This is a genomic window from Mesorhizobium sp. B2-7-2, assembly GCF_006440775.1.
Lineage (GTDB): Bacteria > Pseudomonadota > Alphaproteobacteria > Rhizobiales > Rhizobiaceae > Mesorhizobium.
In genome coordinates, this window is record NZ_VFTZ01000003.1 from 106,304 (window position 1) to 130,294 (window position 23,991).

The window sequence follows — 23,991 nt, forward strand, 5'->3', positions numbered from 1 at the left end:
GCAAACCCGAGTGCCTACCGTTGCGGCAAGACCCCCGGGAAAGCAATGAAAATCTGCGTGGAAAGAAAGAGGGCCGAATCGTCTACCCCGACGACCCGACCCTCACAGCCCGCAGCACCGTCGAGGGGGGTCTCCCAGTGCTGTCGAACTGGGGGTGACGATAGCGGCATTGATGGGAAACACAAGAATAGGGCCAGCCACCAGCATGAGCGACTGACCCTAATTTGCTCGCAGGCTAACCCCAGGGTACCGGGGTTAGGGGGACATGGGCCGGGCACCTGCGAACTGCCGTGGACCGTAGCACATTAGCAGGTGCTTGAATAATCAACGTTTTGGAGAACGGAGCGTGATCGTCTGGAAGTTGGCGGCTGGCTGCGGCGTTGTGATTGCCCGCTCGCGGGCGAGATAGCCGTTGGCCGGATGATAGAACCGTTTCTGTGATTCCTTTATTGGCTCGGGTGCTTTGACCAACCCGAACAGCTCGTCCATTTTATCGGCCACGCTCTGTGCGGCAACGCGGATATCGTCGTCGTCTGGAATGATATAGCCAATCGTAACGTCGCCCTTGCGGCTGTGGTCCATCAGGCACTTGAGATCAGAGAAGTTTACCCCTGCTTTGGCACAAGCCGTGGCGCATCGGGCACCCAACCGTCCGTTCAAGGATAGCCAAGTCATCAACATTGAGGGAGGCATTCGCGGCGACGGGCGTCCGGCGGGATAGGCAGCCGATCATGTTGCTGGCCTTTTCCGCGAACCAGCAGTTCTCCGGCGCGCCAGTCGATATCGTCGAGTAGGATCGCCATGACCTCGAGCGCGCGCAAGCCAAGGCGGGCCATCAGCAGCATGGCGTAGTCGCGTGCACCGCGCCGCGAATTGGCGCGGACCGAGGCCACGACTGCCTCCACCTCGTCAGGCAACAGATGACGAGGAAGTCTTGCGCCCCAGGGTTTAATGCACCCGAGGGACGCAAAGCGACAGGTGCGTAGTCGTAAGGCCCTGAGCGAACAGATATTGAAAGAAGCTGCGCAAATGCGTGGCTGGTGTCTTGTCGCGGAACGGTCGCTTGCGCGTCAGAAGGTGCTCCATGAATGCCACGACATCTCGCGCGGCCAGAGCGGGCAGATCGAGCATATGGTCGCCGAAGCGATGATCGAGAAAGCATCCGCGAACCGGAGCACGTGATAGACCGTGCGCGGGCTGAGGCCGCGCTGTCGCAGAAGGTAGGTTTCGAAGTTGCTCGGCAGCTCAGCGCGCTCTGCCTGCGCAGGTGTCAGCGGCGGTCGTGTCGCCACTCCTATTTCAATCAGATGCGCGACGAACAGCCTGGCAAGATTGGTCACCTTGATCCGGCTCTTCGGCGTGGGCGGCAATCGGCGTCCCAACTCGACAGCAAGGTCCGGCGTCAAAGCCGACGGCGCAATGCCCTCGGCCTCGAGAAAGCGGGCGAAGCGACGAAGCAGGTAGCGATAATTCGTAAGGGTGTCAGGTTTGTAGTTCCTGGAAGAAAGACTTTCCTCGAACGACGTGAAGTAGGGATCGAGGCAGGTAGTCTGGTTTGATATATCCGTCTCTTGTGCTCCATGTTGTTGGAGCGACAATCTTCACCTGTTTTCCAGTCTAGCGGCAGTTTTCGACCCTAGCACAGACGTTCGCCATCGAGCTCCAATACCCCGATAGCAGTCATTCGACGCGATGACGGAAAGCGCTACGTCTGCGACGCCATGTTTGCCATTGTTGCATAGCCTACTGCGCGCGGGGCGCTCGCGCACCCTATCTGTCATTCTGATTATCGTCCTATGAACCGGCGTTTGGCATCTTCCGTTGCCGGCATGAAGAGCGATACCGCACTTCCTTCCGGGTCGCGGAACTGGAATGTCTTGTTGCCCCAAGGCATGGTCTTGAGTTCATGCACAAGGGGAACGCTATCCTTGAGGCGCGCGTATTCGGCATCAACGTCATCGACCTGAAACTCGAGAAAAACAGTGCGGTTATCTCCTGGCTGGGCGCTGTTTTCCTGCCAGAGCGATACAGTCTCCACCGAGCCGATCGCAAGGACTGCGCCAGGGGTGACGAGTTCGGCAAAGACCGGCGCCAGCCAGTTTGCCGTGACCCCGGTGACCATTTCGTAGAAGGCGACCATCTGTTTGATGTCGCCGGCGATGATGCGAGCGGATGCGAATTTCATGAAAACCTCCTGCGATGGCGACGCCTTTGCCGCATCTTCACAGGCTTGTCTCACATCGCTGTTGCCAGCATTATGGCAGCAGGAGTCAGCATATGCGCAGAGCCGACCGTCTTTTTCAGCTCATCCAGATCCTGCGGCGCAGCAGCCGGCCGGTGACGGCCGCTGCTATCTCGCAGGAACTGGAGGTTTCGAAGCGCACGGTCTACCGCGACATCGCCGACCTCATGGGCCAGCGGGTGCCGATTACCGGTGAGGCCGGCTTCGGCTATATTCTCCATCCTGGGTTCGACATGCCGCCCCTCATGTTCACGCCAGACGAGATTGAAGCCATCGTTCTGGGCGCCAAATGGGTTTCCTCTCATTCGGATGCGCTCATCGCCACTGCTGCTAGCGATGTCGTCAGCAAAATCGCTGCCGTCGTTCCCGATGCACTGCGGCCGTTCATCGCCGAACCAAGCATGACCATACGGCCGGTGCAATCGCCGCCGAACGAGACCATCAATATTGCGCCTATCCGCCAGGCAATTCGCGACGGACGAAAGCTGCGTCTTCGCTATCGCTCGAAAGCCGATGAGACGACAACGCGCACTGTGTGGCCGGTCATTCTCGGTTATTCCGAGACCAGCCGACTGCTGGTGGCCTGGTGTGAACTGCGGCAGGACTTTCGGCACTTCCGCACCGATCGCATTGTGGCGGTGGAGGTTTCAGAAGAGGCCATTTCCCTACGCGATGGTGAGTTGCGTCGGCGCTGGCAGACATTGCGAGAGAAACAACTTCCTGTCCGCTAACACGTTTGGTGATAGTCCTAGTCCGCTTCCTAGGTCGCTTGCCTGTAACCAGACCTTCGCAAAACATCCATACTCGCCCCCCTCGAACCGCTCTGATTATGCCGAACTGTCGCATCGCTGAACGCTAGCTCAACAGTGGCCAAAATCAGGCATGCAGCATAATCCGAGTTACGGCATAATGCCCCTTATGCCGATATCGGCATAATGGCCATGGACGAAACATCCCAAGCGCCTTGACCGGGAGTTAGGCCGCAAGCGCTTTGGCGATGAGGGCCCTGGAAGAGCTGGTGGCGGAACTTGGCGCGGCCTTTCTGTGCGCCGATCTCCAGCTTACCCCCAAGACGCGCGATGATCATGCAGCTTATGTCGCAAGCTGGCTGAAGGTCTTGAAGGACGACACGCGGGCGATATTCACCGCTGCATCACATGCCGGGCGCGCGGTGGCGTTTCTGCATGCACAGGCGAAGGCCAAGGGCTTGGCTGCGTAATGCTCTGGTCTGCCGGGCAACGGCGCGACGGGGTCTGCTCAATCCGGCCGCGCTGCGCTGCCCTGGACCGGGTGGGCGCCCTGCCAAGGTGGGTTATCAGTTGTTTCAGTGATCTCCGAAGTTTGTTACTCGACGGCCTGAGACCTGGAACAGGTAGCTTTCGCAAGGCTCCGCCGACCTCAGCTCTTCCACCAGGGGCGCAGCAACAAGTGCAGGTCTTGCTTTCCTTCAGTCCGGTTCGAGATATTTGACATCGAGGCCGCGGCGTAGCGCAAGCGCCGCTAAGTTCGCTGATCCTTTCCCCCTTCATGCCTTTCCGCATTGAACGCCTGCTTCCCCTTCGCAACCCAGAGGTCGCGCGCGTGCTCGCCTTCATGGCTCTGCAGCTTGGTGGCGATCCACAGTAGCGCGCCGTAGATCACGGCGCGATCGTCATTCGTTAGTTCGACGATGCCTGCCTTGACGACGAGACCGCCGAGTTCGATCAGATGTTGGGTGCGCTTGCGGCGCTCGACCTGCCAGGTGCGCATGTCATGCCGAGCCCGTGCCGCCCGCCGGCGATTGCGGGCTGCCTTGGTGCCCTGGAGCGCTGCGCCGGTTGCTTCCAGATGCCGGAGCAGTTCGCCGGGACCGGCTCTCGAAAAACTTCACCCCACGCTCGGCCCATGCCTCACGCTTTGCAGTCTCTTTCGTTTCGGCGATTGCGACCAGCGCCCCGGCCAGTTCGTCGGTGCTGAGTTGATCGGCGCCGGTGGCGATCACCAGTTCGCCAAGTTGCTGCACCTTGCGCGTTTTGAGTTCTCGCGCTTTGTCTTCCAGCGCCTTCAGTTCCGCGTCGAACTCCCGTGGTTTGCGCATGTGCTGTCTCCGTTGATTGTCGATGTGGCGATGATAGGCGAGCGTCCGCCGGAAGGCTTCAGGGTTGCCGAGACAGCCCGGGACGGGCTGGTCCATCCCGAGATTTTTTCGAGGGAGGGCGCGCTTATACGTCGTTCCGACGTGCGCTTTGCCGTGCAAATGATCTGGTCGCGATGGCGATCTATCATCTTCACGTCAAGGTCATTGGCCGCAAGGCCGGGAGCAGTGCCGTAGCGTCGGCGGCCTACCGCTCTGCCTCGCGGCTGCGTGACGAGCGCATTGATCGAAACCACGACTTCTCGGCCAAGCGCGGCGTTGTCCATTCCGAGGTTCTGCTGCCGGAGAATGCGCCGGTAGCCTGGAGCGACCGCGAACGGCTGTGGAACGATGTCGAAGCCTTTGAGGTCCGCAAGGATGCCCAGCTTGCCCGGGAGGTGGAGTTTGCCCTTCCACGCGAACTGAGCCAGGCACAAGGCATCGAACTGGCCCGCGACTTCGTGCAGGCCGAGTTTGTCAGTCGGGGCATGGTCGTCGATCTCAATGTGCATTGGGACAGGGCGGAGGATGGCAGTCCCAAGCCGCATGCCCATGTCATGCTCACCATGCGGTCCGTGGACGCGAACGGCTTTGGCGCGAAGGTCCGAGACTGGAACCAGACCGAGCTTGTCGAGCGCTGGCGCGAGCGCTGGGCCGAGCTTGCCAATGAGCGCCTGGCCGAACTCGACATCGACGCCCGCATCGATCATCGCAGTCTGGAAGCGCAGGGCATTGCTCTGGAGCCGCAAACCCAGATTGGTGCACCGGCTCAACGCATCGAGGGCAACGGCCTTGATGCTGCCGGCATTGAAGCAGATCGCGCCGAACTGCACCGCGAGATCGCGCGCAACAATGGCGCGCGCATCATAGCCGACCCATCCGTGGCGCTGGACGCCATCACCCATCAGCAATCGACCTTCACCCGAAAGGACATTGCCAAGTTCTCGCATCGCCACAGCGATGGAATGGAGCAGTTCAACGCGGTCGTGGCGGCCATTAGCAATGCGCCCGATCTGGTCGAGCTCGGCAAGGATGGACGCGGCGAAGACCGCTTCACCACGCGGCAAATGATCCATAGCGAACAGCGCCTTCATCGCGCGGCAGAACGCATGGCTGGGCAGAGACAGCATGCGGTGAGTGACCGGGATCGTGCGACGGCGTTGGCGGATGCCAAGCATCGTGGCCTTGTTCTCTCTGACGAGCAGACCGATGCACTGGATCACATCACGAATGTCCGCGGTCTTGGTATCGTTGTTGGTTTTGCCGGCACCGGCAAGAGCGCGATGCTGGGCGTGGCGCGTGAGGCTTGGGCAGGAGCAGGCTACGAGGTTAGAGGCGCGGCACTCTCCGGAATTGCGGCCGAGAATCTCGAAAGCGGATCAGGCATCTCGTCTCGCACCATCGCCAGCTTGGAACATAGCTGGGAACAGGGGCGCGATCTGCTCACCGCGCGTGATGTCCTGGTGATTGACGAAGCCGGCATGGTCGGCACGCGCCAATTGGAGCGCGTGCTCTCCCACGCCGCGGAAGCCGGTGCAAAGGTCGTGTTGGTGGGCGATCCACAGCAGTTGCAGGCGATCGAGGCGGGTGCTGCGTTCCGTTCGATTCACGAACGCCATGGCGGCGTCGAAATCGGCCAAGTGCGCCGGCAGCGCGACGACTGGCAGCGCGACGCCACGCGCGATCTTGCAACCGGCAGGATCTGGGCTGCGATCAGCGCTTATGACGAACAAGGCATGGTGCACAAGGCTGCGTCGCGCGATGAGGCGCGCAGCGATCTTGTCGAGCGCTGGGACCGCGACAGACAGGCAGAGCCAGATGCGAGCCGGATCATTCTCACCCACACAAACGACGAGGTGCGCGCGCTTAACAAGGCAGCGCGCGAGCGCATGCGCCGTGCTGGCGAACTCGGCGACGATGTTCAGCTGGATGTGGAACGCGGTGCAAGGAATTTTGCAAGCGGCGACCGCGTCATGTTCCTGCGCAACGAGCGCGGACTCGGCGTCAAGAACGGCACGCTCGGTGTGATTGAAGAGGTCAGCACACAGAACATGGCCGTGCGCACCGATGGCGGCAGGTCCGTGCGCTTTGACCTGAAAGACTATACTCACATCGACCACGGTTATGCCGCGACCATTCATAAAGCCCAGGGAATGACCGTCGACCGCACGCATGTGCTGGCGACGCCAGGTATGGATGCGCATGGCGGCTATGTCGCCCTGTCGCGGCATCGCGACGGGATGGACATGCACTACGGCAGCGACGACTTCGCCACCCGCGAGCGGCTTGTCCGTACGCTGTCACGCAACCGCGCCAACGACATGGCGTCGGATTACGACCAGGTCGACCCGGCGCAGACCTATGCCGAACGGCGTGGGATCAGCTTCCGACAGCGTGTGGTCGAGATCGTGCGCCGCATCGTTCCTGAGAAGCTTCGCGACAGGATCGGCGGGCTGCTCGACGGGTTGCGCTCGCCCGTAGACGCCGAGTCTAGCCAAGACCGTGGGCGCAGCCCGGAAAGAGGAGACGATGGAAAGCGAAACGGCGATGCCGGCGCCGCGCCCGGAAGAGAAGCTTCCTCGAGGGGCATGCAGCGCGAAACGAATGCGCCGATGGACCCGGAAGCGGCGTTGCGTAGCGCCCGCACGAAGGCGCTTGTGCGCCACGCGCGCGCACTCGACGCTGTTACGGTCGGCGGCCATGCGGACGAGCAGGGGACTCCCGAGCAGATACGCGAATTGAGAGATGCGCGCATCGCTTTCGAGAAGGTTCGACCGCATGGCTGGCGCGATGCCGAAGCGGCTTACGTCAAGAATCCCGAGCTGGTTCGTGAAACGGCGGCCGGCCGGGTCAACCGCATTGTCCTTGCTCTCCAACTCGAAACGGAAATCCGCACCGGACTAGACAACGATCCGAGCCGCCGCGCAGATCGTTTCGTGGAGCGTTGGCAAAAGCTGGATCGCACGAGCCGGGGCCAATTCCAGGCAGGCGACATGTCGGGCTACAAGTCAACGCGCACGGCAATGTCCGACATGGCCAAAAGCCTCGAACGCGATCCGCAACTGGAATCCCTGCTCGCCAATCATAAGAAGGCGCTCGGCATTCAGGTTGAATCCGGCCGGCGCCTGGGTGTGGAACTGATGTTCAACCACGGCATCAGCATGGGACGGGGCATCGGGCTGTGACACCTGGCCAATCCGCCGCCGTTTATACGCCATCCACGGACGAGACGACGAACCTTGTTGCGTTCCCTCGCTAGCCGTCCTGTCTGGTTCCAGCAGATGCCACCAAGGAGCAGGCAAGCTATGCCCGAGCCAGATCGTATTGTACGTCTCAGAACCGTCCTTGCCCGAACCGGCCTGTCCCGCTCGACCATCTATCGCAAGATCGCCGAAGGCACGTTCCCCCCTCAGATCAAGATAAGCATCAACGGGGCGGGCTGGCGGGAATCCGATGTCAATCGATGGATCGCCGATCCTGTTGCATGGCGAAAAGAGCGTCAGTTCTGATTGCGAGACAGACGAACGCCAGGGCCGCCGCCATTCTCTGGAATGAATTCAATGCCGGCGCTTTCGAACGTGCTTCGTATCAGATCCACAGTCGATTGCTTCAACGCCTCGCCTCTTTCGAAGCGAACAATCGTCTGGGTTGATACTCTGGCTTCTTTTGAGAGGTCTAAAACACCCCATCCTAATGCAGCTCGAGCCATGCGGCACTGCACCCGATTCATAAAATCACCATTTTATGGTGATTTTGGTTGCTTAGATAATGCACTGTGTGTAGTCTCGGTTTCACTTGGCGGCCGGATGGGTGATGCAACACCAATCCGGCCTGGCCACGCCAAAGCTGTTGAGGAGCTCGGATCATGGCTGATTCCGACAATAGCACGTCTTTGCCTTCCGTCACGCACGGGCGAGGGCAACGGCAGACCGCAGGCGTGTCTGGAAGTTTCGACGATGAAGCCGCGATTCTGCTGCTACGAGGCTGGTTGCGGGCACAGCACGTTTCGCACGTGCTTTGCCGACGTCAGCAGCGCCTAGAGAGGCGCGTTCTCGACGCCTCAGACCACGAAGCGATAGATGAGAAGGTCGGCTATTCGATCGCTTGCCAAGCGGAAGTCGAGGCCACGACTGCAGCCTTGAAGCTCCAGGACAAGCTACCTCAGATACGGGCGCGGTCGCTTCTTGGCATCGTCGCCAAGCTCGAAATCATTGTTGGCGCGGATCGCGACATTGACGATCCGACAGACTTCCCCTGGCCGCATATCGCGTCTGTCCTTAATGACTTGAAGGAAATCGCCGGCAGCCTGCCGCTTGAACGGCCTGAGCGAACCCTCGTCCAAGCGGACTGTAGGCTTTATCAGGAGATAGCGACGAATCTGGTCGGCCTGGAAAAGCGGACCTCTACTCTGCGCTTGGGGGATGCGGCTGTTGTTGACATCAGCTCAGGATAGAAATGCTTCTATCCACCGTGCTAGCCGCGCTTTTCGTCATGACACGTTTGAGCCAGAGTAGCGGATCAGGCCGAAGTATGTCCCAATAGCACGCTTTCCTATCCATTTCTGCGAGCGCCCATTGCGACGAATTCCCTCGTCTCGCGCATGAGCACATCTTGCGAGACATGGAGGAGCCACGTTTTCTTGGCATACTTGATGGCCGGCAGCCATCCTGCCGACTGCTGCTATCGTTCGGGTATCATGCCCCCCACTATTTTTGCCCCGTTGCAAGCTGTTCCTGCAATGGTGGTGAAGTCCGGCAAGCGGGTCTTGCGTGAGGCACCCCATCGGGCGATTCTGCGCCTTGCAGGCGCTCTCGCTCGCCAAGCGGCCCGCGAAGACCATGCGCGTGAACAGGCCGAGAAAATTCCCCATGAATCGGACCGCGATCTACGCACGCTTCTCAACCGACCTCCAGAATGAGCGATCGATCGACGATCAACTCGCTTGTGCCAAACATATGCAGACCGTGAGAAAGTTGTCGCGACCTTCGGTGACCGAGCCCGCTCCGTCGGCTCCGTCCTGGGCCGTGACGACTTACTTCAGCTCATGGATAAGGCGCGTGAGCACGACACCGGCGTACCGGAGCCGAGATTCGGAGCGTGACGGTTCTCAATCGGGTCCGCTGTGGATTGAGTGGCCACGAGAAGATGTGGTACCTTTGAGACAAACGCAAGGGTACCATGACTTGTCCAATGGCATAACGATCGATCGCCCAAGGTCGCTGGTTGCGACTGTTGTTGAGCGCCTGCGACAAGCAATCATCGATGCAGAACTTGCGCTTGGCAGCGAGTTGTCCGAAGCGGGCCTCGCCTCGATGCTCGGCGTCAGCCGGACGCCGATCCGAGAGGCGCTGACGATCCTGCAACAGCAGGGAATGGTCAACATCATTCCGCAGCGGGGTACTTACGTCTTCTTTCCCACCGAACAGGACATCATCGACCTGTGCGAGTACCGGATCGTGTTGGAAAGCCGTGCCATATCCTTTGCTATGGCGAGACATCGTGACGAAACCACAATGCAGCTCGAACGCGCGCTTGACATGATGGACAGGGCGCGGGCGGATGGCGATCCTGTCGCATATTCACGGGCCGATACCGTGTTTCACGAAGCGTTCATCCGCAACTGCCGCAACCGTTACCTTCAGGAAGGCTTCGAGCAGGTTGCCGGCCAGATCGCGACGCTGAGAACGCACCTTTCGGTGCCGATCGCGGGCGCGCAGGATCGCTCCTATGTCCACCACAGGGAGATCGTGGAGGCGTTCAAGAATGGCGATATCCTGGCGATCGATGCTGTGCTGACGGATCACATCCTGTCGACGCGTAAGTCCTACATTGAGGCAATGCAGGAAGGGCTGATAAAGCCGCCGGCCGCAGCCGTCCGCGTTCCTGCCGGTCTCGGCCGCTTCAGCAGTTAGCGCGTCCCGGGTAATAAATAGAAGGCATCTCGGGTTCATTCTCAAGCGCTGAAATGGACGTTGGCGCCGTTCGACTTGAGTGGCCAGGGCTCTAGAATGTCTTGGCACCTGTGACCGGCAGTCTCACCCCGTAGAGGGATGTCGTTCCGCAAATGTACAGGTAATTCCGCTTCGGACCCCCGAAACAAACATTGGCTACGACTTCCGGCACTTTGATTTTACCGACCGGTGTATAACAATGGACACTGTCTCCTGCGCTCGTCCATATGCGACCATCGGTATCGAGCCTCAGCCCATCGAAAAATCCGCTTGTGGCTTCGGCGAATACGCCGCCGTCAATGAGTTTCTCATCTAGGACCGCGAATTTGCGAATATGGCGCGGTCCATCCGTGCGATGTGAGGCGCCGGTATCGACAATATAGAGGGTCTTTTCGTCTGGGGAGAATGCTATTCCATTGGGCTGGACGAAATCGTCCGCCACGACGCTCAGGCTGCCCGTCTCAGGATCGAGGCGATAGACGAAGTTGCCGGCCTGTTCGCTTTCTCCTTTGTTGCCCTCATAGTCGGAATCGATCCCGTAGGTCGGGTCGGTGAACCACAGGCTCCCGTCGGACCTCTCGACGACATCGTTGGGACTGTTCAGCCGCTTGCCTTCGAAGCGATCGGCGAGAGTGATGACCGTGCCGTCGACCTCGGTGCGGGAGACCCGCCGCCCGCCATGCTCACATGTGACCAGACGCCCAGCCCGGTCGACCGTATTGCCATTGGAATGACCAGAAGGGTGTCGAAACACCGAGACCTGGCCGTTGCATTCGTCATAACGGAGCATGCGATCGTTCGGGATGTCAGACCAGACCAAGTAGCGGCCAGCCGGAAAATAGGCCGGGCCCTCCGCCCATCGGCAGTCGCTGAACAGCATATCGAGCCTGGCCGTTCCGATGAACAGCCGGGCGAAGCGGGGATCTAGAATTTCAAAGACAGTCTCGCGATCCATCGAGTGCGCTCCTGCATTGAATACGAGATGCCGCATTAACCGCCCTCTTGTCAACTCAACTGACATACTGTACCTCAGATACGGCGCCGGCTGCCCTGGCGAGGCGGCGATGCAGACCCGGGTGAATCGTTCAATCTCTTTTTTTGGGAGGAATTTATGAACCATCTCACAGCGCTGCTTTCCGCAGCGGTGCTTTCCTCATGCTTGGTCGGTCCGGCGCTTGCCGATACGTCCGGCAAGAAGATCGCGCTTTCCAATGGTTACGCCGGCAATTCCTGGCGTCAGAGCATGCTCGAAAGCTGGAAGAAGATCGGCGACAAGGCCGTTGCCGACAAGGTCATCGGCGCCGCCGACGCCTTCACAACGGCCGCCAAGGAAGCGCCGCAGCAGGCAGCACAGATTCAGAACCTGATCTTGCAGGGCTACGACGCCATCGTGCTGAACGCCCTGTCGCCAGACGCTCTCAACGGCTCCGTCAAGCAGGCTTGCGATGCCGGCATCATCGTCGTCGCCTTCGACGGGCTCGTGACCGAGCCATGTGCCTACAAGGTGACCGTCGACCTCGCCGAGACCTACGGCGCCGAGCAGGTCCGGCAGATGGCCAAGCGCCTGCCGAATGGCGGGAACATTCTCTACATCCGCGGTGTGGCGGGAACCAGCATCGACGACGACATCACCAAGGGCGTGCTGCGCGAGATCGAAAAGCACCCCAACCTCAAGATCGTCAGCACCGTTCACGGCGACTGGGATCAGACGACCGCCCAGAAGGCTGTAACCGGCGTATTGCCTTCCCTGCCTGACATCGCCGGCATCATCGACCAGGGTGGCGACGGCTACGGCACGGCCGAGGCGTTCCGTTCGGCCGGCCGGCCGCTTCCCATAATTATGCTCGGCAATCGCAAGGACGAACTGGTCTGGTGGAAGGAGCAGATCAAGACCAACGGCAACTACGATACATGGTCGGCTTCGGAGGCTCCGGGCATGGCGACATTCGCCTTCTGGGTGGCTCAACAGGTCCTCGACGGCAAGGACGTCCCCAAGGAAGTGCCGATGGACATCCTGTTCGTCGACAAGTCGTCCCTGGATGCCCAGATCGCCGCGACGCCGGACGGCGGTGTCGCCAATGTCGAATATTCGCAGGATGACGTGGTCAAGGCTATCGCCGCGGCCAAGAAATAGACTTCAGGAGCCGTAGGGATGACCGCCGGGAAAACCTCGATCGTCGCTTTTTCGGCGGTCGCCAAAGCCTATGGCAACGTCAAGGCGCTCAACGGCGTCGACTTCGTTGTCGACGCTGGCGAGTGCGTCGGTTTGGTCGGCCACAATGGCGCCGGCAAGTCCACTTTGGTGAACGCAATTGCCGGCACGATAGGGACGGACGCAGGCCGTCGAACCATCGCCGGCCAGGATTTAACCGAACATTCCGTTGTGCTCGCCCACAAACTTGGCGTGCGCTGTGTCTTCCAGGAACTGTCTCTTTGTCCCAATCTAACGGTCGCGGAAAACGCGCGCATAAGCCATCCTTCGCTGACCGGCTGGGGATCGCTGCGTCGCGCCGACGCGCTGATTGTCGCCAAGCTCGACGATATTTTCCCCGGACATGGTATCCGGGGCGACCAGATCGTTGGCGATCTCTCCATCGGCCGGCGGCAGATGGTGGAAGTCGCCCGCGTGTTTACGCAAAGCGTCGACCCTATCAGGCTGGTTATCCTCGACGAGCCGACTTCGTCGCTCGACAGCCATGCTTCCGCGCAGCTTCTCGCCTATGTCCGCCGCGCGGTGGCGACCGGGGTCAGCTGCATCTTCATCTCGCACCTTCTCAACGAGGTCCTGGCTTCGACAGACCGCATCGTTGTGATGCGCGACGGCAAGGTTGCCGTCACCGGGGCGACGATCGATTTCGATCGCGAGAAACTCGTCGCGGCAATGGTCGGCATCGTCAGCGCCCGCCAGAATTCAGTGGCGAAGCAGCGGCGGGGCGATGCTCCGCTGCGTGTCGCCGTTCACAAGAAGCATGGTGCCGCCGGCAACGATCTCGACGCCAAGGCGGGTGAGATCATCGGTCTCTCCGGTCTGGCAGCGCACGGACAAAGCAATCTGTTGGTTCGGATATTCCAAGCGGCGAGCCGGCGCGATCGGGGGGTGGACGTCACGGCCACCGTGGCGGTGGTCGCAGGCGACCGGCAGACGGACGGCGTGTTTCCGTTATGGTCCGTGCTCGAGAACATCGCTGTTCGTTCGCTGTCGGCGCTGAGTTCCTACGCGCTGATCTCCCAGGAGAAGCAGCGGGCGATGGGTGAGACCTGGCGGCAGCGCCTCGGCATACGCACGCCCGACCTCGGCAATTCGATCCTGTCCCTATCAGGCGGCAACCAGCAGAAGGCGCTTTTTGCGCGCGCACTCGCGTCGGATGCCCAGATCATCCTGATGGACGACCCGATGCGAGGTGTCGACATCGCGACCAAGCTCGAAGTCTATGCCCTGATCCAGGAGGAAGCCGCAAAGGGCCGGACGTTCATCTGGTACACGACCGAGTTCGAGGAACTTGAGAACTGCGATCGTGTCTATGTGCTGCGCAACGGCAAGATCGTAGCCGCGCTCGACCACGATGAGGTCAATGAGCAGAATGTAATCCGGTCCTCATTCGGAGAGGCCGCATGAGCTCTACCGCCTCGGCTCGCCCAGTCAATCGAACCAGCCCGGCCCGGTGGTTCGACCTGTCCCCGACGCTGCTACGCACGGCCTTGCCGTTCGTGTCGCTGGCGCTGATGCTAGCCGCCATCGGTTGGCTCAATCCGCGCGCCATCAGCTACATGGGGTTCAACCTCATGCTCAGCCTGGCGATCCCGGTCGCGCTGGCGACGATCGCGCAAATGTTCGTCATCACGGTCAACGAACTGGATCTCTCGGCGGGCTTCTTCATTTCGTTCATCGCATCGGTTTCGGTCACGATGCTGCACGACACGCCGCTTCTCGGTATCGCCGTCATCGCTGGAGCCGTCTTTGTCTACGCGGCGATCGGCGCGCTGATCCATCTGCGCAACCTGCCATCCATCGTCGTCACGCTCGGCATGGCCTTCGTCTGGCAGGGGCTGGCCCTGATGGTCCTTCCGCAGCCTGGCGGCAAGGCGCCAGCCTGGCTGCAATCATTTATGGCGGTTCATGTGCCCTTTGTTCCGTTTCCCATTGTCGCGGCCGCCGCCATTGCTCTGGTGGTCCACCTTGCGTTGATGAAAACGAGTTACGGCGCCGTCCTGCGCGGCATTGGCGGCAACCAGGCGGCCGTGGCCCGGGCCGGCTGGTCGATCCTGCATGCCAAAGTGCTCGCCTTCACGCTTGCCGGCGTGTTCGGGGTGCTGTCGGCGCTGACCCTGGTAGGCCTTTCGACCGCCGGCGACGCGAACATCGGCGCCGGCTATACGCTGCTCGCCATCGCCGGCGTCATCCTGGGCGGCGGCGAGTTTATGGGCGGGCGCGTGTCCGCCATGGGAGCGGTGGCCGGCGCGCTGACGCTGACGCTGGCGTCCGCGTCGCTCCTGTCCTTCATGCACATTCCGACCGACTGGCAGACCGGCGCCAATGGCGTGATTCTTATCGTCGTGCTGGCTCTGCGCGCCATGATCGAGAGGCGCCCCAAATGAACGCGCTCCGAATGAACGCATTCGTCAGGACGCTGCCGGCTAGGCCGTGGATATGGTCCTTCATCGGTGCCGCAATCGTCTTCCTCGCATCGCTCCTCATTACCGGGGGCGCGGGCGCGGGCGGCATCGTCGTGGCGGCCCTTTCGCTGGCGTCCTTCGCGGTGGTGGTCGGCATGGGGCAGATGTTTGTCATGTCGCTCGGCCCCGGCAATGTCGATCTGTCGCTGCCGGCCAACATCGGCCTTGCCAGCGCCATCGCCATGAAGGTGATGAACGGGTCGGACAGCATGATCGCGGCCGGCATCGTTGCGGCGTTGGCCAGCGGCATGCTGATTGGCCTGATAAACTACGGGCTGATCCGCACGCTGCGCATTCCACCAATCATCGCCACCCTGTCGACGAGCTTCATCGTCCAATCGATAGACATCAGCTATGGCCGCGGCCTTCAGGTAAAGCCGCCGCCCGGATTTGCCGGCTTCACCGATCTTCGTTTGCTTGGCCTGCCGGTGTTCGTACTGGTCATCATTGTCGCTTCGATCATAGCGGCGATTGTGCTTGGGAGGACCATCTTCGGACGCTCGGTCCTGGCGATCGGTCAAAATATGCGTGCCGCGTGGCTCGCCGGCATCAAGGTCCAGCGCATCCGCGCCGTCACCTACGTGCTGTGCAGCGCGCTCGGCGGCCTGAGCGGCGCTCTGCTGGCGGCCTATTTTCGCGGATCTTCCACGGATATCGGCAACGAGTATCTACTCATGTCGATCGCCGTCGTCGTCATCGGCGGCACCTCGGTCGCCGGCGGGCGCGCCAACTTGCCAGGCCTGTGGGGCGCAGCTCTGTTCCTCGTGCTGCTCCAGGTCATGCTCAATACGTTCGGCGCCGATGCCAGCGTCCGCCTGGTCACCACGGGTTTCGTCATTATCGCCGTCATTACGGCAGCGGGCGGCCGGGTGGCCGAACGCTGAGCCAAAAAGGAAATACCGTGTTCAAGCCAAACGAATTGAAGAGGCGTCTCGCCGCCGGGGAACAATTGCTCGGGGCCTGGATTGCCACCGGCAGCGCCACCGTAGTCGAGATCATGGGCAATGCCGGTTTCGACTTTCTGCTTATCGACCTCGAACATGGCCAGGGCGAGCTCAACGACTTGGTTCATATGCTGCGCGCCGCCGAAAACACCGGCACACGCTGTATCGTTCGGGTGCCGTGGAACGATCCGGTGACGCTCAAGCGAGTGCTCGACGCCGGCGTCGACAGCGTCATGGTTCCAATGGTCGAGACCGAGGCCGAGGCCGCTGCGGCGGTGCGCGCCTGCCATTATCCGCCGCATGGTTCGCGTGGCTATGCGGCGCCGCTGGTGCGGGCTTCGAACTATGGCCTGGTGAAGGACTACATCCATATCGCCAACGAGAATCTTCTCTTGATTGTGCAGATCGAGAGCGCGTCGGCCGCCGCAAAGGCCGGAGAAATTGCCGTCGTCGAGGGCATCGACATGGTCTTTGTCGGCGTCAACGATCTTGCCGGATCGATTGGAAGACTGGAGCAACTCGATCAACGGGACGTACGTGATCTGGTCGCCCAGGCCGAAAGCCAGGTTCGCGCATCGAACCGTTGGCTGGGCACCGTTCCGAGCGCCGGCGCAACTTGGGATGAACTGCTTGCTGCCGGCTACAATCTTTTGCCCATCACCAGCGACGTGACCCTGCTGCGCGACGCTGCCGCCGATCTCGTGCGCGTGCAACGCGGCAAGCGTACCGGCGATCTGTCCGAGCCCGCGAGATCTAAGGCCCAGAGCGGATATTAGACACAATGGACCGTGCAACGCGAGAAGCCTTTCTTCATGCGCTCAAGGACACGCTCGGCTCGGGTGCATTGATCGGCGAGGACGTCCCGACCCGCAACGAGCAAGACTGGAGCGCGCTTTCCGTGCGGCCGCTTGCCGTGATCCGTCCAACGACGCCCGAAGCCGTGGCGACCGCCATGCGACTGTGTCATGCGCATCGCGTGGCAGTGGTGCCTCAAGGTGGACTGACGGGTCTGGCCGGCGGTGCCAGGCCGATCGAGGGGGCCGTCGTTATCTCGCTGGAGCGGTTCACGGGTATCGAAGAGATCGATCGCAACTCCTCGACGATCACCGTTCGGGCCGGAACACCGCTGGAAGTCGTGCAGCAAGCGGCGGATGATGCCGGTTTTTTCTTCGCGCTGGACCTTGGGTCGCGCGGGTCCTGCACGATCGGCGGCAATCTCGGGACAAATGCCGGAGGCAACCGGGTTCTGCGTTATGGCATGATGCGTGAATTGGTCCTTGGCATTGAAGTGGTGTTGCCAGATGGGACGCTTGTCAGCAGCCTCAACAAAATGCTCAAGAACAATGCCGGCTACGACCTGAAACAGCTTTTTATCGGCAGCGAGGGCACGCTCGGCATAATCACCCGTGTCGTGTTGCGCCTGCACCCGAAACCCAAAAGCATCATGGCCGCGATGGTAGCTTTGGACAGCTACGAGCATGTTCTCAGTCTGCTGGCCAGTGTCAGGGGTAATCTCGGCCCGCTGCTTTCGGCATTCGAAGTCATGTGGAAAGACTATTGGGACGTCGCAACCGGACGAGTACCGGGCGTGCGTAATCCGGTGCCAGGCAATCATCGATTCACCGTTCTTTTGGAGGCGCAGGGCAACGATGCCGAGAATGATCCTGCCCGCTTTCAGGAAGCGCTCGAAGGAACGATTGAGGCTGGCATGGTCACCGACGCCGCAATCGCCAGCTCGCTTTCGGACGTGAAGGACTTCTGGCAAACGCGTGATGCCGCCGGGGAATTCAAAAAGGTGCTGGGGCCTCATCTCTCCTTCGATATCGGCCTGCCGGTCGCGACAATGGATCACTTTGCCATCGAATGCCGCGCGGCCCTGCTTGGTGATGTCGATGGCTGCCGATCATACTACTATGGGCACATAGCCGACGGAAACATGCACATCATCGCAAATGTCCCGGCTCTGGCCCAACAGCCGGCCGACCAGATCAACGAAGTGATCTACAATCTCGTCAAGAAACATGGCGGAACGATTTCCGCCGAGCATGGCATAGGGCTGACCAAGAAAGCCCACCTAGCGCTAACCCGCAGCGCCGAAGAGATAGCGGTAATGCGCTTGATAAAACGCGCTCTAGATCCCGCCGGCGTGCTCAATCCGGGCAAGGTTTTCGACATGGGGTAAACCCTTATCCGCCCCGCGCCAGTTGCCGGGTCGGGCACAAGGTGCTCCGTTGACCCACGTCGCAAAATCTTGAGTCTTGTTCTGCGACGGCGTTCGATCCGATCTCGTCGCAAGATCTATCAAATGCCATTGCGTCGGCGTATGCACTGCGCACGCCGCCCCGCGATTGAATTTGTGGGAATGGTGGTACTCTCCAATACCACTCTGCAGGGATGGCTACCACTTACGAGGCTTACAGGCAGAGTTTGAAGGCTCACTATCAATCTCAACCTGGTTGGCTGTACAAGCCATTCTGGGCGACGCGGCAGTCGGATGCCACCCGGGACGAGCTGGCAAACGCTGATGTTGCGCGATGGCGGCGCCGCTCGGTTTGACCGAGACTGGCGCCGCTGCTGCCGCGCCAGCTCATGAATGTCTGAAGGTCTGAATCTTGAGCTTCAGTAGGGCGAATCGGGAAAATAGAACTCTTCCGCATTGTCCTTGGTGATCAAGGGGCTGTCCAGGATGTAGCGCCCGCGAATCGGTGCCTGCGTCGCGGCGCGCATGGTGGTCAGCTCGATCGCCGGAATGATCAGGGTTGGCGGATAGAAGATGTCGGCGTCGACGGCGCCGCCGCCGTCCTTGACCATCTTGACGACTTTGTTCATGCCGGAGCCGCCCAGAACCACGATCGGTTTCGGCCTATTGGCCTGCTTGATTGCCTCCATGGCGCCGAGCGCGGCATCGTCGTCGCCCGCCCACACGCCGTCGATGGCATCGAATTTCTGCAGGAAGTCCTGCATCACCTCGAAGCCCTTGTCCGGGTTCCAGTTGGCGAACTGCATGTCGAGGATCTGAACCTTCGAGCCCTCCAGTTCTTTTTTGAAGGCATCGATGCGGACATTGTCGATGGTGGTCGGAATGCCGCGCATGACCACGATCTTGGCGCCGTCTGGAAACTTCTTTTTGAAATACTGCCCCGCGATCACGCCGTATTGCGGGTTGTTGCCGCCGACATAGAGATCCTCGATACCTTCTTCCGCTAAGCCGCGATCGACGGTCGTTATGAAGACGCCTTGCGCCTTGGCCTGCTTCACCGGTTCGGTTAGGGGCTCGGATTCAAATGGCAAGATCACCAGCGCGTCGATGCCGCGCGCAACGAGATCCTCGACGTCGTTGACCTGCTTGGAAGCGTCGTTGGCTGCAGCGACCACGAACTCGATGTCCGGGAAGGCCTTCTTCATCTGCTCGACGGTACGCTTGGTCTGGAAGTTGAGACCGCCGGTCCAGCCATGGGTTGCCGCCGGAATGGAAATGCCAATCGTTTTTCCACCCGCCGCCAAAGATATTTTCGGCATGCCTACGGCGCCGAGCGCGATCGCGATCGCTCCGCCCTTCAGGAATGTTCTCTTCTCCACGGTGTTCTCCTCTCTAGGATGGCGGGTCAGACCTCCCGGCGACCCTTCTGCAGATAAACGGCGATGATGATGATGATCCCCTGGAACGCACCGTTGAGATATGGACTGGCGAGCGCCGTGAGGTTCAGGATGTTGTCGATCAGGCCGAGGATCAGGACCCCGACGATCGACCCCCAAATGCGCCCGAAGCCGCCTTTGAGCGCGGTCCCGCCGATGATCACGGCGGCAATGGCTTCAAGCTCCCACAGGAGACCGGTTGATGGCGTCGCGGCGCCGAGCCGCGGAACGTAGATCATCGTGGCCAGGGCCACGCAGACCCCTTGGAATACGTAAGTCAGGATTCGGACGCGGTGGACCCGGATGGCCGAGTATCTGGCGACTTCCGGATTTGAACCGATGGCGGTGACGTGGCGGCCAATTCGGGCGCGGCGCAGGACCAATTCCGCCCCCACCGCTAGGAAAATCATGGCGATCAACGGGTAGCTGACGCCGGCGACAGAACCATAGTAGAGCGGTCGCGCGACCCCCTTGAGGCTGCTTGAAAGCGAGATCGAGCCGCCGTCCGAAAGCCAGGTGATGACGGAGCGGAAGATGCCCATCGTGCCCAAGGTGACGATGAAGGCGTCGATGCCGCCCTTGACGACGAGGATGCCGTTAAGCGTGCCCGCAACCACGCCCAACGCCAATGCCAGGACTATGCCGATCAACACGACCAGCCAGCTATCCCCAAGCGACGAGCCTGCCGCGTTCATGCCCATGATGACCAGGCCGGCGATCAGCGCCGACATCGATCCGACGGAAAGGTCGAGGCCACCAGCGGTGATGACGTAGGTGGCGCCGATGGCGATGATGCCGACGATTGCCGAGCGAGTCAGCAGATTGGATAGATTGCCGGCCGACAGGAAACTGTCGCTCAGCAAGCTGCCGATGGAGATCAGCGCCAATAAGGCCAGGATAGGTCCGAGCGCGCTGAGTCGCTTGGTGGCGCCCAACCACGGACGATGTGGCATGTCGGCAGCGGCGGCGTTCATTATGCGGCCTCCTTGGTCAGACCCATGGCGAGGCGAACGATGGTGCTCTCGTTGATATCATTGCCGGTCAATTCGCCGGCGACACTGCCTTTGCGCATCACCAGCACACGATGTGCCAGGCCGATGACTTCCTGCATCTCGGAAGAGATCACCACGCAAGCGGCGCCTTGTGCGGCTAGCCCGGCGATGACCCGGTAAATCTGCTGCTTGGAGCCTATGTCGACGCCGCGCGTGGGTTCGTCAAAGATGGCCACGTCCGGCCGGCTCGCGAGGGTCTTGGCGATAAGGACCTTCTGCTGGTTGCCGCCGCTGAGCGAGCGCGCGATTGCATCGGGGGCGCTCCTCCGGATGTCGAACTCGCGAACGGCCTGGTCCAGTCGTCCGCGTTCTTCCGCTCTGTTGATCCAGGCCCGGCCTCTCAGCGCCCCGACAGTGAGGGAAACGTTCTCATCGAGGCCGGCATCCAGCAGAAGCCCCTTACCCTTGCGATCTTCGGTCAGGTAGGCCAAGCCAGCGGCCCAAGCCTCGCGCGCGGTGGGGAGGCGTCCGCTCGCGGCATTGGCAAGGGTGAAGTTCCGGCATTGCGCAGGTCTCAGGCCGGCTAGCGCTTCGAACGCTTCGGTCCGGCCGGAGCCGACCAGCCCGGCAATTCCGAGGATTTCCCCGCGGCGCAGTCGGAAGCTAACGCCGCTGACATGAGGCGGGCTGTGCAGATCCTCGACGCTGAGCACGACGTCGCCGGCGGGCATCGCACTCTTGGCCGGGTAGAGCTGGCTGAGCTCGCGGCCGACCATCAGCGTCGCCATCTCGTCTTCGGTCAGATCCGACGCCGGTCCGACGTGCCGGATGCGCCCATCCCTCAGAACCGCGACTCTGGAGGCGATCGCCTTCACCTCGTCGAGACGGTGAGACGTGAAGATGACGGAACCTCCCTCCGACACGAACTGCCGCATGCGTCGGAACAGGGCTTCCACCTCACGCGCGCCTAGCACGGCGGTCGGTTCATCCATGAGCAGAAGTTTCGGGTTCCTCGCGAATGCCTTTGCCACTTCCACCATCTGCCACTCGGTGTTGGGCAGGCTGGAAAGCTTGGCGCAGGGATCGGCAGACGAGCCTAACGCATCCAGAAGCAGGCGGGACTCTCTGCGTATCTTCGGATAGTCGACGAGAAGGTGGCGACGCGGCTCGCGACCGATGAAAATATTCTCGCCGACGGTCAGGTCCGGCGCGAGGCAGAATTCCTGGTGGATAAGGACGATCCCAGCATCTTCGGCCTCTTGAACGGTCGCGGGCAGGGGATGTTCGTCGATCAAGGCGGTGCCTGCGGTTGGCGGCACATAGCCGCCAACGATGCGCATCAAAGTCGATTTCCCGGCGCCATTCTCGCCCACGAGGGCAAGAATTTCTCCACGATCGACGGACAGGGTGAGATCCTCGAGAACGGGATTCAGCCCATACGTCTTCGCGACGTCGCGCAACTCGACAAACGCCGACATGAGATTGACCTTCGGATTGCGATGAAGTCAGACGCCTACGCGCTGCTTCGTGCGAGCTTGAGCCTGTTCCGCATGCGCTTCCCGCACCTGCGGCCTGGTGCTTACCTCGGGCACACCCACATCCCACCAGGCATCGCCGGGCGTCCAGGTGAAACCATCGGATACTAGCGTGATGACCGTTGTCCGATCCGTTCCCAAGGCCCAATCGACGGCCTGAGCGAGGTCCGCGAGGCTGTCGACCCGTCTGGTCAGCGCGCCCATAGATTCGGCGTGCTTCACAAAATCGACGCTGAACGGCTCCTTCACGCGGCAGTCCTTGATCAGGTTGTTGAAGGAGGCAGCGCCCTTTGCATTCTGCAGGCGATTGATCACCGCATATCCACCGTTGTCACAGACGATGACGATCATCTTGTGGCCGGACAGGACGGTCGAATAGATGTCCGAGTTCATCATCATGTAGGTGCCATCGCCGACCATCACGATCGGCGTTCTCGTCGGGTCGGCCATGGCGGCTCCCCAGCCGGCGGCGATCTCGTAACCCATGCATGAGAAGCCGAATTCACAGTCGAACGTATTAGGCGCCTTGACGCGCCAGTTCTTCATGACCTCGCCCGGCAGGCCGCCCGCGGCCGTGATGACCAGGTCTCGCTCGCCAGCGCGTGCATTCACAATGCCGATGACTTGGGCGTAGCTGGGAACGGGCTGATTGGTCGGCTTCTGGTATCCGTCCAGCGCTTTGTTCCACTTGGCGAATTCGACACTGCCTTTCTCGGTCCATTCCTTTGGCGCCTGCCACTCCTCCAGCGCCGCTCCCAACTCGTTGAGCGAGGCCAAGGCATCGCCAACCACCGCCAGGGCTCGATGTTTGGTGGCGTCCCATCGGGCTGCATTGATGGATATGAACTTGGCGTCTTGCGCGAAAGCGCTCCAGGAGCCGGTGGTGAAGTCCATTAGGCGCGTACCCACGGCGACGATCACGTCTGCCGAGGCGGCCAGTGCGTTGGCCGAGGTTGAGCCGACGATGCCGATCGGCCCGACATAAGCAGGATGATTATGGCTGACGGTGCTTTTGCCGGCGATCGTCTCACACAAGGGAATGCCGTGGACGAGGGCAAGATCGGCCAATACCTGCTCAGCGCCTGAGTAGCGGGTGCCGCCACCGGAAATGATCAGCGGGCGCTTTGCTGCTTTCAACAGCTTCACTGCTTCTGCCAGCCGGTCGGCGTCGGGTCGCGGGCGAGGAATCGCATGCACGGTTTCGGCGAAGAATTCTTCCGGATAATCCCAGGCCATCTCCTGCACATCCTGCGGCAGTGCGATGAACGCCGGACCGCAATCGGCCGGATCCAGCATGGTGGCGACCGCCTGGGGCAGCGAAGAGATTATGCCTTCGGGATGGACAATGCGGTCCCAATAGCGAGTCACGGCCTTGAAGGCGTCGTTGACATTGATGGTCGGATTGCCGAAGTGTTCGACCTGCTGCATGACTGGGTCGGGGCGGCGATTGATGAAAGTATCGCCGGAGAGCAGCAGCACCGGCAGTCGGTTGGAATGGGCCACACCGGCGGCGGTGACCATGTTCAGGGCGCCCGGGCCGATCGAGGTCGCGGCCACCATGATCTGGCGGCGGCGTTTGGCTTTGGCGAAGCCGATTGCCGCGAGGGCCATCGACTGCTCGTTCTGTCCGCGCCATGTGGGCAACCGATCCTGGACCGCTTCCAGCGCTTCCGATAGACAGGTCACATTGCCGTGTCCGAAGATGGCGAAGACGCCCGGAAAGAGCGGAACTCGCTTCCCGTCGACGATCGTGAACTGATTGCAAAGATAGCGGACCAGGGCTTGCGCCATGGTCAGACGGACCACTGACATTTGACTCCTCCGGGCATCGCGGCAACTCATGCCGAATGACGAATTTCAATTCGTATTGCAGAATTTACTTCTTTGCAAGTGTCATTGCAGAA

At 61.0% G+C, this 23,991-nt stretch carries 24 protein-coding genes and 1 pseudogene; 13 read left to right on the forward strand and 12 right to left on the reverse strand.

The genetic code is table 11. The features are described 5' to 3' along the window. Nucleotides 1-324: 324 nt before the first annotated feature. The 4 genes from FJ425_RS05405 to FJ425_RS05415 form a co-directional block, all read right to left on the reverse strand. Entirely contained in the window at nt 325-582 is a 258-nt protein-coding gene (locus FJ425_RS05405) for a hypothetical protein (protein ID WP_140722208.1), read from the reverse strand. A 92-nt stretch (nt 583-674) separates the two neighbouring features. Further along, nucleotides 675-893, reverse strand: coding sequence for a hypothetical protein (locus FJ425_RS31940; RefSeq protein WP_246677877.1), 219 nt, complete (start codon nt 891-893; stop codon nt 675-677). A gap of 177 nt (nt 894-1,070) precedes the next feature. Then, nucleotides 1,071-1,598, reverse strand: coding sequence for a hypothetical protein (locus tag FJ425_RS31945; RefSeq protein ID WP_246677878.1), 528 nt, complete (start codon nt 1,596-1,598; stop codon nt 1,071-1,073). Nucleotides 1,599-1,786: 188 nt separating this feature from the next. Further along, nucleotides 1,787-2,185: a VOC family protein gene (locus tag FJ425_RS05415; RefSeq protein ID WP_140691910.1), complete on the reverse strand. Its 399-nt coding sequence runs from the start codon at nt 2,183-2,185 to the stop codon at nt 1,787-1,789. Nucleotides 2,186-2,277: 92 nt separating this feature from the next. Between FJ425_RS05415 and FJ425_RS05420 the strand changes: the two genes are divergently transcribed. Then, entirely contained in the window at nt 2,278-2,973 is a 696-nt protein-coding gene (locus tag FJ425_RS05420; protein WP_140722210.1) for a YafY family protein, read from the forward strand. Nucleotides 2,974-3,184: 211 nt separating this feature from the next. Next, nucleotides 3,185-3,461: pseudogene (locus tag FJ425_RS05425) on the forward strand (zincin-like metallopeptidase domain-containing protein); the annotation flags it as partial. 281 nt (nt 3,462-3,742) lie between these two features. On the opposite strand, the gene FJ425_RS05430 reads toward FJ425_RS05425, so the two are convergent. Further along, nucleotides 3,743-3,991 carry a conjugal transfer protein TraD gene (locus FJ425_RS05430; RefSeq protein WP_140691906.1) on the reverse strand — a complete coding sequence of 83 codons (249 nt, stop codon included), beginning with the start codon at nt 3,989-3,991 and terminating at the stop codon, nt 3,743-3,745. A gap of 1 nt (nt 3,992) precedes the next feature. Then, entirely contained in the window at nt 3,993-4,319 is a 327-nt protein-coding gene (locus FJ425_RS05435; protein WP_140692467.1) for a conjugal transfer protein TraD, read from the reverse strand. Between the two features lie 173 nt (nt 4,320-4,492). Between FJ425_RS05435 and traA the strand changes: the two genes are divergently transcribed. Next, complete coding sequence (traA, locus tag FJ425_RS05440; RefSeq protein WP_140722212.1) at nt 4,493-7,540, forward strand: Ti-type conjugative transfer relaxase TraA; 3,048 nt, start codon at nt 4,493-4,495, stop codon at nt 7,538-7,540. 120 nt (nt 7,541-7,660) lie between these two features. Next, complete coding sequence (locus FJ425_RS05445; RefSeq protein WP_140691900.1) at nt 7,661-7,864, forward strand: AlpA family phage regulatory protein; 204 nt, start codon at nt 7,661-7,663, stop codon at nt 7,862-7,864. On the opposite strand, the gene FJ425_RS31950 is transcribed toward FJ425_RS05445, so the two are convergent. Then, nucleotides 7,855-8,085: a transcriptional regulator gene (locus FJ425_RS31950; RefSeq protein ID WP_246677879.1), complete on the reverse strand. Its 231-nt coding sequence runs from the start codon at nt 8,083-8,085 to the stop codon at nt 7,855-7,857. The genes FJ425_RS05445 and FJ425_RS31950 overlap by 10 nt on opposite strands. A 135-nt stretch (nt 8,086-8,220) precedes the next feature. On the opposite strand from FJ425_RS31950, the gene FJ425_RS05455 reads away from it, so the two are divergent. The 3 genes from FJ425_RS05455 to FJ425_RS05465 all read left to right on the forward strand — a co-directional run bounded on the left by FJ425_RS05455 (nt 8,221) and on the right by FJ425_RS05465 (nt 10,267). Then, the gene (locus FJ425_RS05455) at nt 8,221-8,808 is read left to right on the forward strand and encodes a hypothetical protein (RefSeq protein ID WP_140691894.1); all 588 of its coding nucleotides are present in this window, start codon (nt 8,221-8,223) and stop codon (nt 8,806-8,808) included. Between the two features lie 186 nt (nt 8,809-8,994). Then, nucleotides 8,995-9,273, forward strand: a complete 279-nt coding sequence (locus FJ425_RS31485) for a hypothetical protein (RefSeq protein WP_181170676.1) — start codon at nt 8,995-8,997, stop codon at nt 9,271-9,273. 265 nt (nt 9,274-9,538) lie between these two features. Beyond that, nucleotides 9,539-10,267, forward strand: a complete 729-nt coding sequence (locus FJ425_RS05465) for a GntR family transcriptional regulator (protein WP_181170675.1) — start codon at nt 9,539-9,541, stop codon at nt 10,265-10,267. 91 nt (nt 10,268-10,358) lie between these two features. On the opposite strand, the gene FJ425_RS05470 is transcribed toward FJ425_RS05465, so the two are convergent. Then, the gene (locus tag FJ425_RS05470; RefSeq protein ID WP_140722214.1) at nt 10,359-11,261 is read right to left on the reverse strand and encodes an SMP-30/gluconolactonase/LRE family protein; all 903 of its coding nucleotides are present in this window, start codon (nt 11,259-11,261) and stop codon (nt 10,359-10,361) included. Between the two features lie 156 nt (nt 11,262-11,417). Here FJ425_RS05470 and FJ425_RS05475 point away from each other — a divergent pair, with 156 nt between their 5' ends. From FJ425_RS05475 to FJ425_RS05500, 6 genes are read left to right on the forward strand one after another with little or no spacing between them, the layout of a single operon-like run. After that, the gene (locus FJ425_RS05475; RefSeq protein ID WP_140691878.1) at nt 11,418-12,440 is read left to right on the forward strand and encodes an ABC transporter substrate-binding protein; all 1,023 of its coding nucleotides are present in this window, start codon (nt 11,418-11,420) and stop codon (nt 12,438-12,440) included. An 18-nt stretch (nt 12,441-12,458) separates the two neighbouring features. Then, complete coding sequence (locus FJ425_RS05480) at nt 12,459-13,922, forward strand: sugar ABC transporter ATP-binding protein (protein ID WP_140691862.1); 1,464 nt, start codon at nt 12,459-12,461, stop codon at nt 13,920-13,922. Next, entirely contained in the window at nt 13,919-14,902 is a 984-nt protein-coding gene (locus FJ425_RS05485; protein ID WP_140691846.1) for an ABC transporter permease, read from the forward strand. The genes FJ425_RS05480 and FJ425_RS05485 overlap by 4 nt, the downstream gene beginning before the upstream one ends. After that, nucleotides 14,899-15,864 carry an ABC transporter permease gene (locus FJ425_RS05490; RefSeq protein ID WP_246677880.1) on the forward strand — a complete coding sequence of 322 codons (966 nt, stop codon included), beginning with the start codon at nt 14,899-14,901 and terminating at the stop codon, nt 15,862-15,864. Before FJ425_RS05485 ends, FJ425_RS05490 begins: the two co-directional genes overlap by 4 nt. A 17-nt stretch (nt 15,865-15,881) precedes the next feature. Continuing rightward, complete coding sequence (locus FJ425_RS05495) at nt 15,882-16,700, forward strand: aldolase/citrate lyase family protein (protein ID WP_140691828.1); 819 nt, start codon at nt 15,882-15,884, stop codon at nt 16,698-16,700. Nucleotides 16,701-16,705: 5 nt separating this feature from the next. Continuing rightward, nucleotides 16,706-18,106 carry an FAD-binding oxidoreductase gene (locus FJ425_RS05500; protein ID WP_140691825.1) on the forward strand — a complete coding sequence of 467 codons (1,401 nt, stop codon included), beginning with the start codon at nt 16,706-16,708 and terminating at the stop codon, nt 18,104-18,106. Between the two features lie 437 nt (nt 18,107-18,543). Here the strand turns inward: FJ425_RS05500 and FJ425_RS05505 are convergent, their stop codons facing one another. From FJ425_RS05505 to iolD, 4 genes are read right to left on the reverse strand one after another with little or no spacing between them, the layout of a single operon-like run. Then, nucleotides 18,544-19,503, reverse strand: coding sequence for a substrate-binding domain-containing protein (locus FJ425_RS05505; RefSeq protein WP_181175809.1), 960 nt, complete (start codon nt 19,501-19,503; stop codon nt 18,544-18,546). Nucleotides 19,504-19,529: 26 nt separating this feature from the next. Continuing rightward, nucleotides 19,530-20,534 (reverse strand): ABC transporter permease, encoded by a 1,005-nt coding sequence (locus FJ425_RS05510; protein WP_246677881.1) that lies wholly within the window; start codon nt 20,532-20,534, stop codon nt 19,530-19,532. Further along, on the reverse strand, nt 20,534-22,030 hold the full coding sequence (locus FJ425_RS05515) for a sugar ABC transporter ATP-binding protein (RefSeq protein WP_140691820.1): 1,497 nt from the start codon (nt 22,028-22,030) through the stop codon (nt 20,534-20,536). The genes FJ425_RS05510 and FJ425_RS05515 overlap by 1 nt, the downstream gene beginning before the upstream one ends. A 27-nt stretch (nt 22,031-22,057) precedes the next feature. Continuing rightward, nucleotides 22,058-23,899 carry a 3D-(3,5/4)-trihydroxycyclohexane-1,2-dione acylhydrolase (decyclizing) gene (iolD, locus tag FJ425_RS05520; RefSeq protein WP_140691808.1) on the reverse strand — a complete coding sequence of 614 codons (1,842 nt, stop codon included), beginning with the start codon at nt 23,897-23,899 and terminating at the stop codon, nt 22,058-22,060. Nucleotides 23,900-23,991: the final 92 nt, after the last annotated feature.

What these genes read in the sequence shown, in the direction of transcription:
- FJ425_RS05405 (WP_140722208.1), bottom strand. Translation starts at nt 582, where the DNA reads ATGGACCACAGCCGCAAGGGCGACGTTACGATTGGCTATATCATTCCA.
- FJ425_RS05415 (WP_140691910.1), bottom strand. Translation starts at nt 2,185, where the DNA reads ATGAAATTCGCATCCGCTCGCATCATCGCCGGCGACATCAAACAGATG.
- FJ425_RS05420 (WP_140722210.1), top strand. Translation starts at nt 2,278, where the DNA reads ATGCGCAGAGCCGACCGTCTTTTTCAGCTCATCCAGATCCTGCGGCGC.
- FJ425_RS05430 (WP_140691906.1), bottom strand. Translation starts at nt 3,991, where the DNA reads ATGCGCACCTGGCAGGTCGAGCGCCGCAAGCGCACCCAACATCTGATC.
- FJ425_RS05435 (WP_140692467.1), bottom strand. Translation starts at nt 4,319, where the DNA reads ATGCGCAAACCACGGGAGTTCGACGCGGAACTGAAGGCGCTGGAAGAC.
- traA (WP_140722212.1), top strand. Translation starts at nt 4,493, where the DNA reads ATGGCGATCTATCATCTTCACGTCAAGGTCATTGGCCGCAAGGCCGGG.
- FJ425_RS05445 (WP_140691900.1), top strand. Translation starts at nt 7,661, where the DNA reads ATGCCCGAGCCAGATCGTATTGTACGTCTCAGAACCGTCCTTGCCCGA.
- FJ425_RS31950 (WP_246677879.1), bottom strand. Translation starts at nt 8,085, where the DNA reads ATGAATCGGGTGCAGTGCCGCATGGCTCGAGCTGCATTAGGATGGGGT.
- FJ425_RS05455 (WP_140691894.1), top strand. Translation starts at nt 8,221, where the DNA reads ATGGCTGATTCCGACAATAGCACGTCTTTGCCTTCCGTCACGCACGGG.
- FJ425_RS05470 (WP_140722214.1), bottom strand. Translation starts at nt 11,261, where the DNA reads ATGGATCGCGAGACTGTCTTTGAAATTCTAGATCCCCGCTTCGCCCGG.
- FJ425_RS05475 (WP_140691878.1), top strand. Translation starts at nt 11,418, where the DNA reads ATGAACCATCTCACAGCGCTGCTTTCCGCAGCGGTGCTTTCCTCATGC.
- FJ425_RS05480 (WP_140691862.1), top strand. Translation starts at nt 12,459, where the DNA reads ATGACCGCCGGGAAAACCTCGATCGTCGCTTTTTCGGCGGTCGCCAAA.
- FJ425_RS05485 (WP_140691846.1), top strand. Translation starts at nt 13,919, where the DNA reads ATGAGCTCTACCGCCTCGGCTCGCCCAGTCAATCGAACCAGCCCGGCC.
- FJ425_RS05490 (WP_246677880.1), top strand. Translation starts at nt 14,899, where the DNA reads ATGAACGCGCTCCGAATGAACGCATTCGTCAGGACGCTGCCGGCTAGG.
- FJ425_RS05500 (WP_140691825.1), top strand. Translation starts at nt 16,706, where the DNA reads ATGGACCGTGCAACGCGAGAAGCCTTTCTTCATGCGCTCAAGGACACG.
- FJ425_RS05510 (WP_246677881.1), bottom strand. Translation starts at nt 20,534, where the DNA reads ATGAACGCCGCCGCTGCCGACATGCCACATCGTCCGTGGTTGGGCGCC.
- FJ425_RS05515 (WP_140691820.1), bottom strand. Translation starts at nt 22,030, where the DNA reads ATGTCGGCGTTTGTCGAGTTGCGCGACGTCGCGAAGACGTATGGGCTG.
- iolD (WP_140691808.1), bottom strand. Translation starts at nt 23,899, where the DNA reads ATGTCAGTGGTCCGTCTGACCATGGCGCAAGCCCTGGTCCGCTATCTT.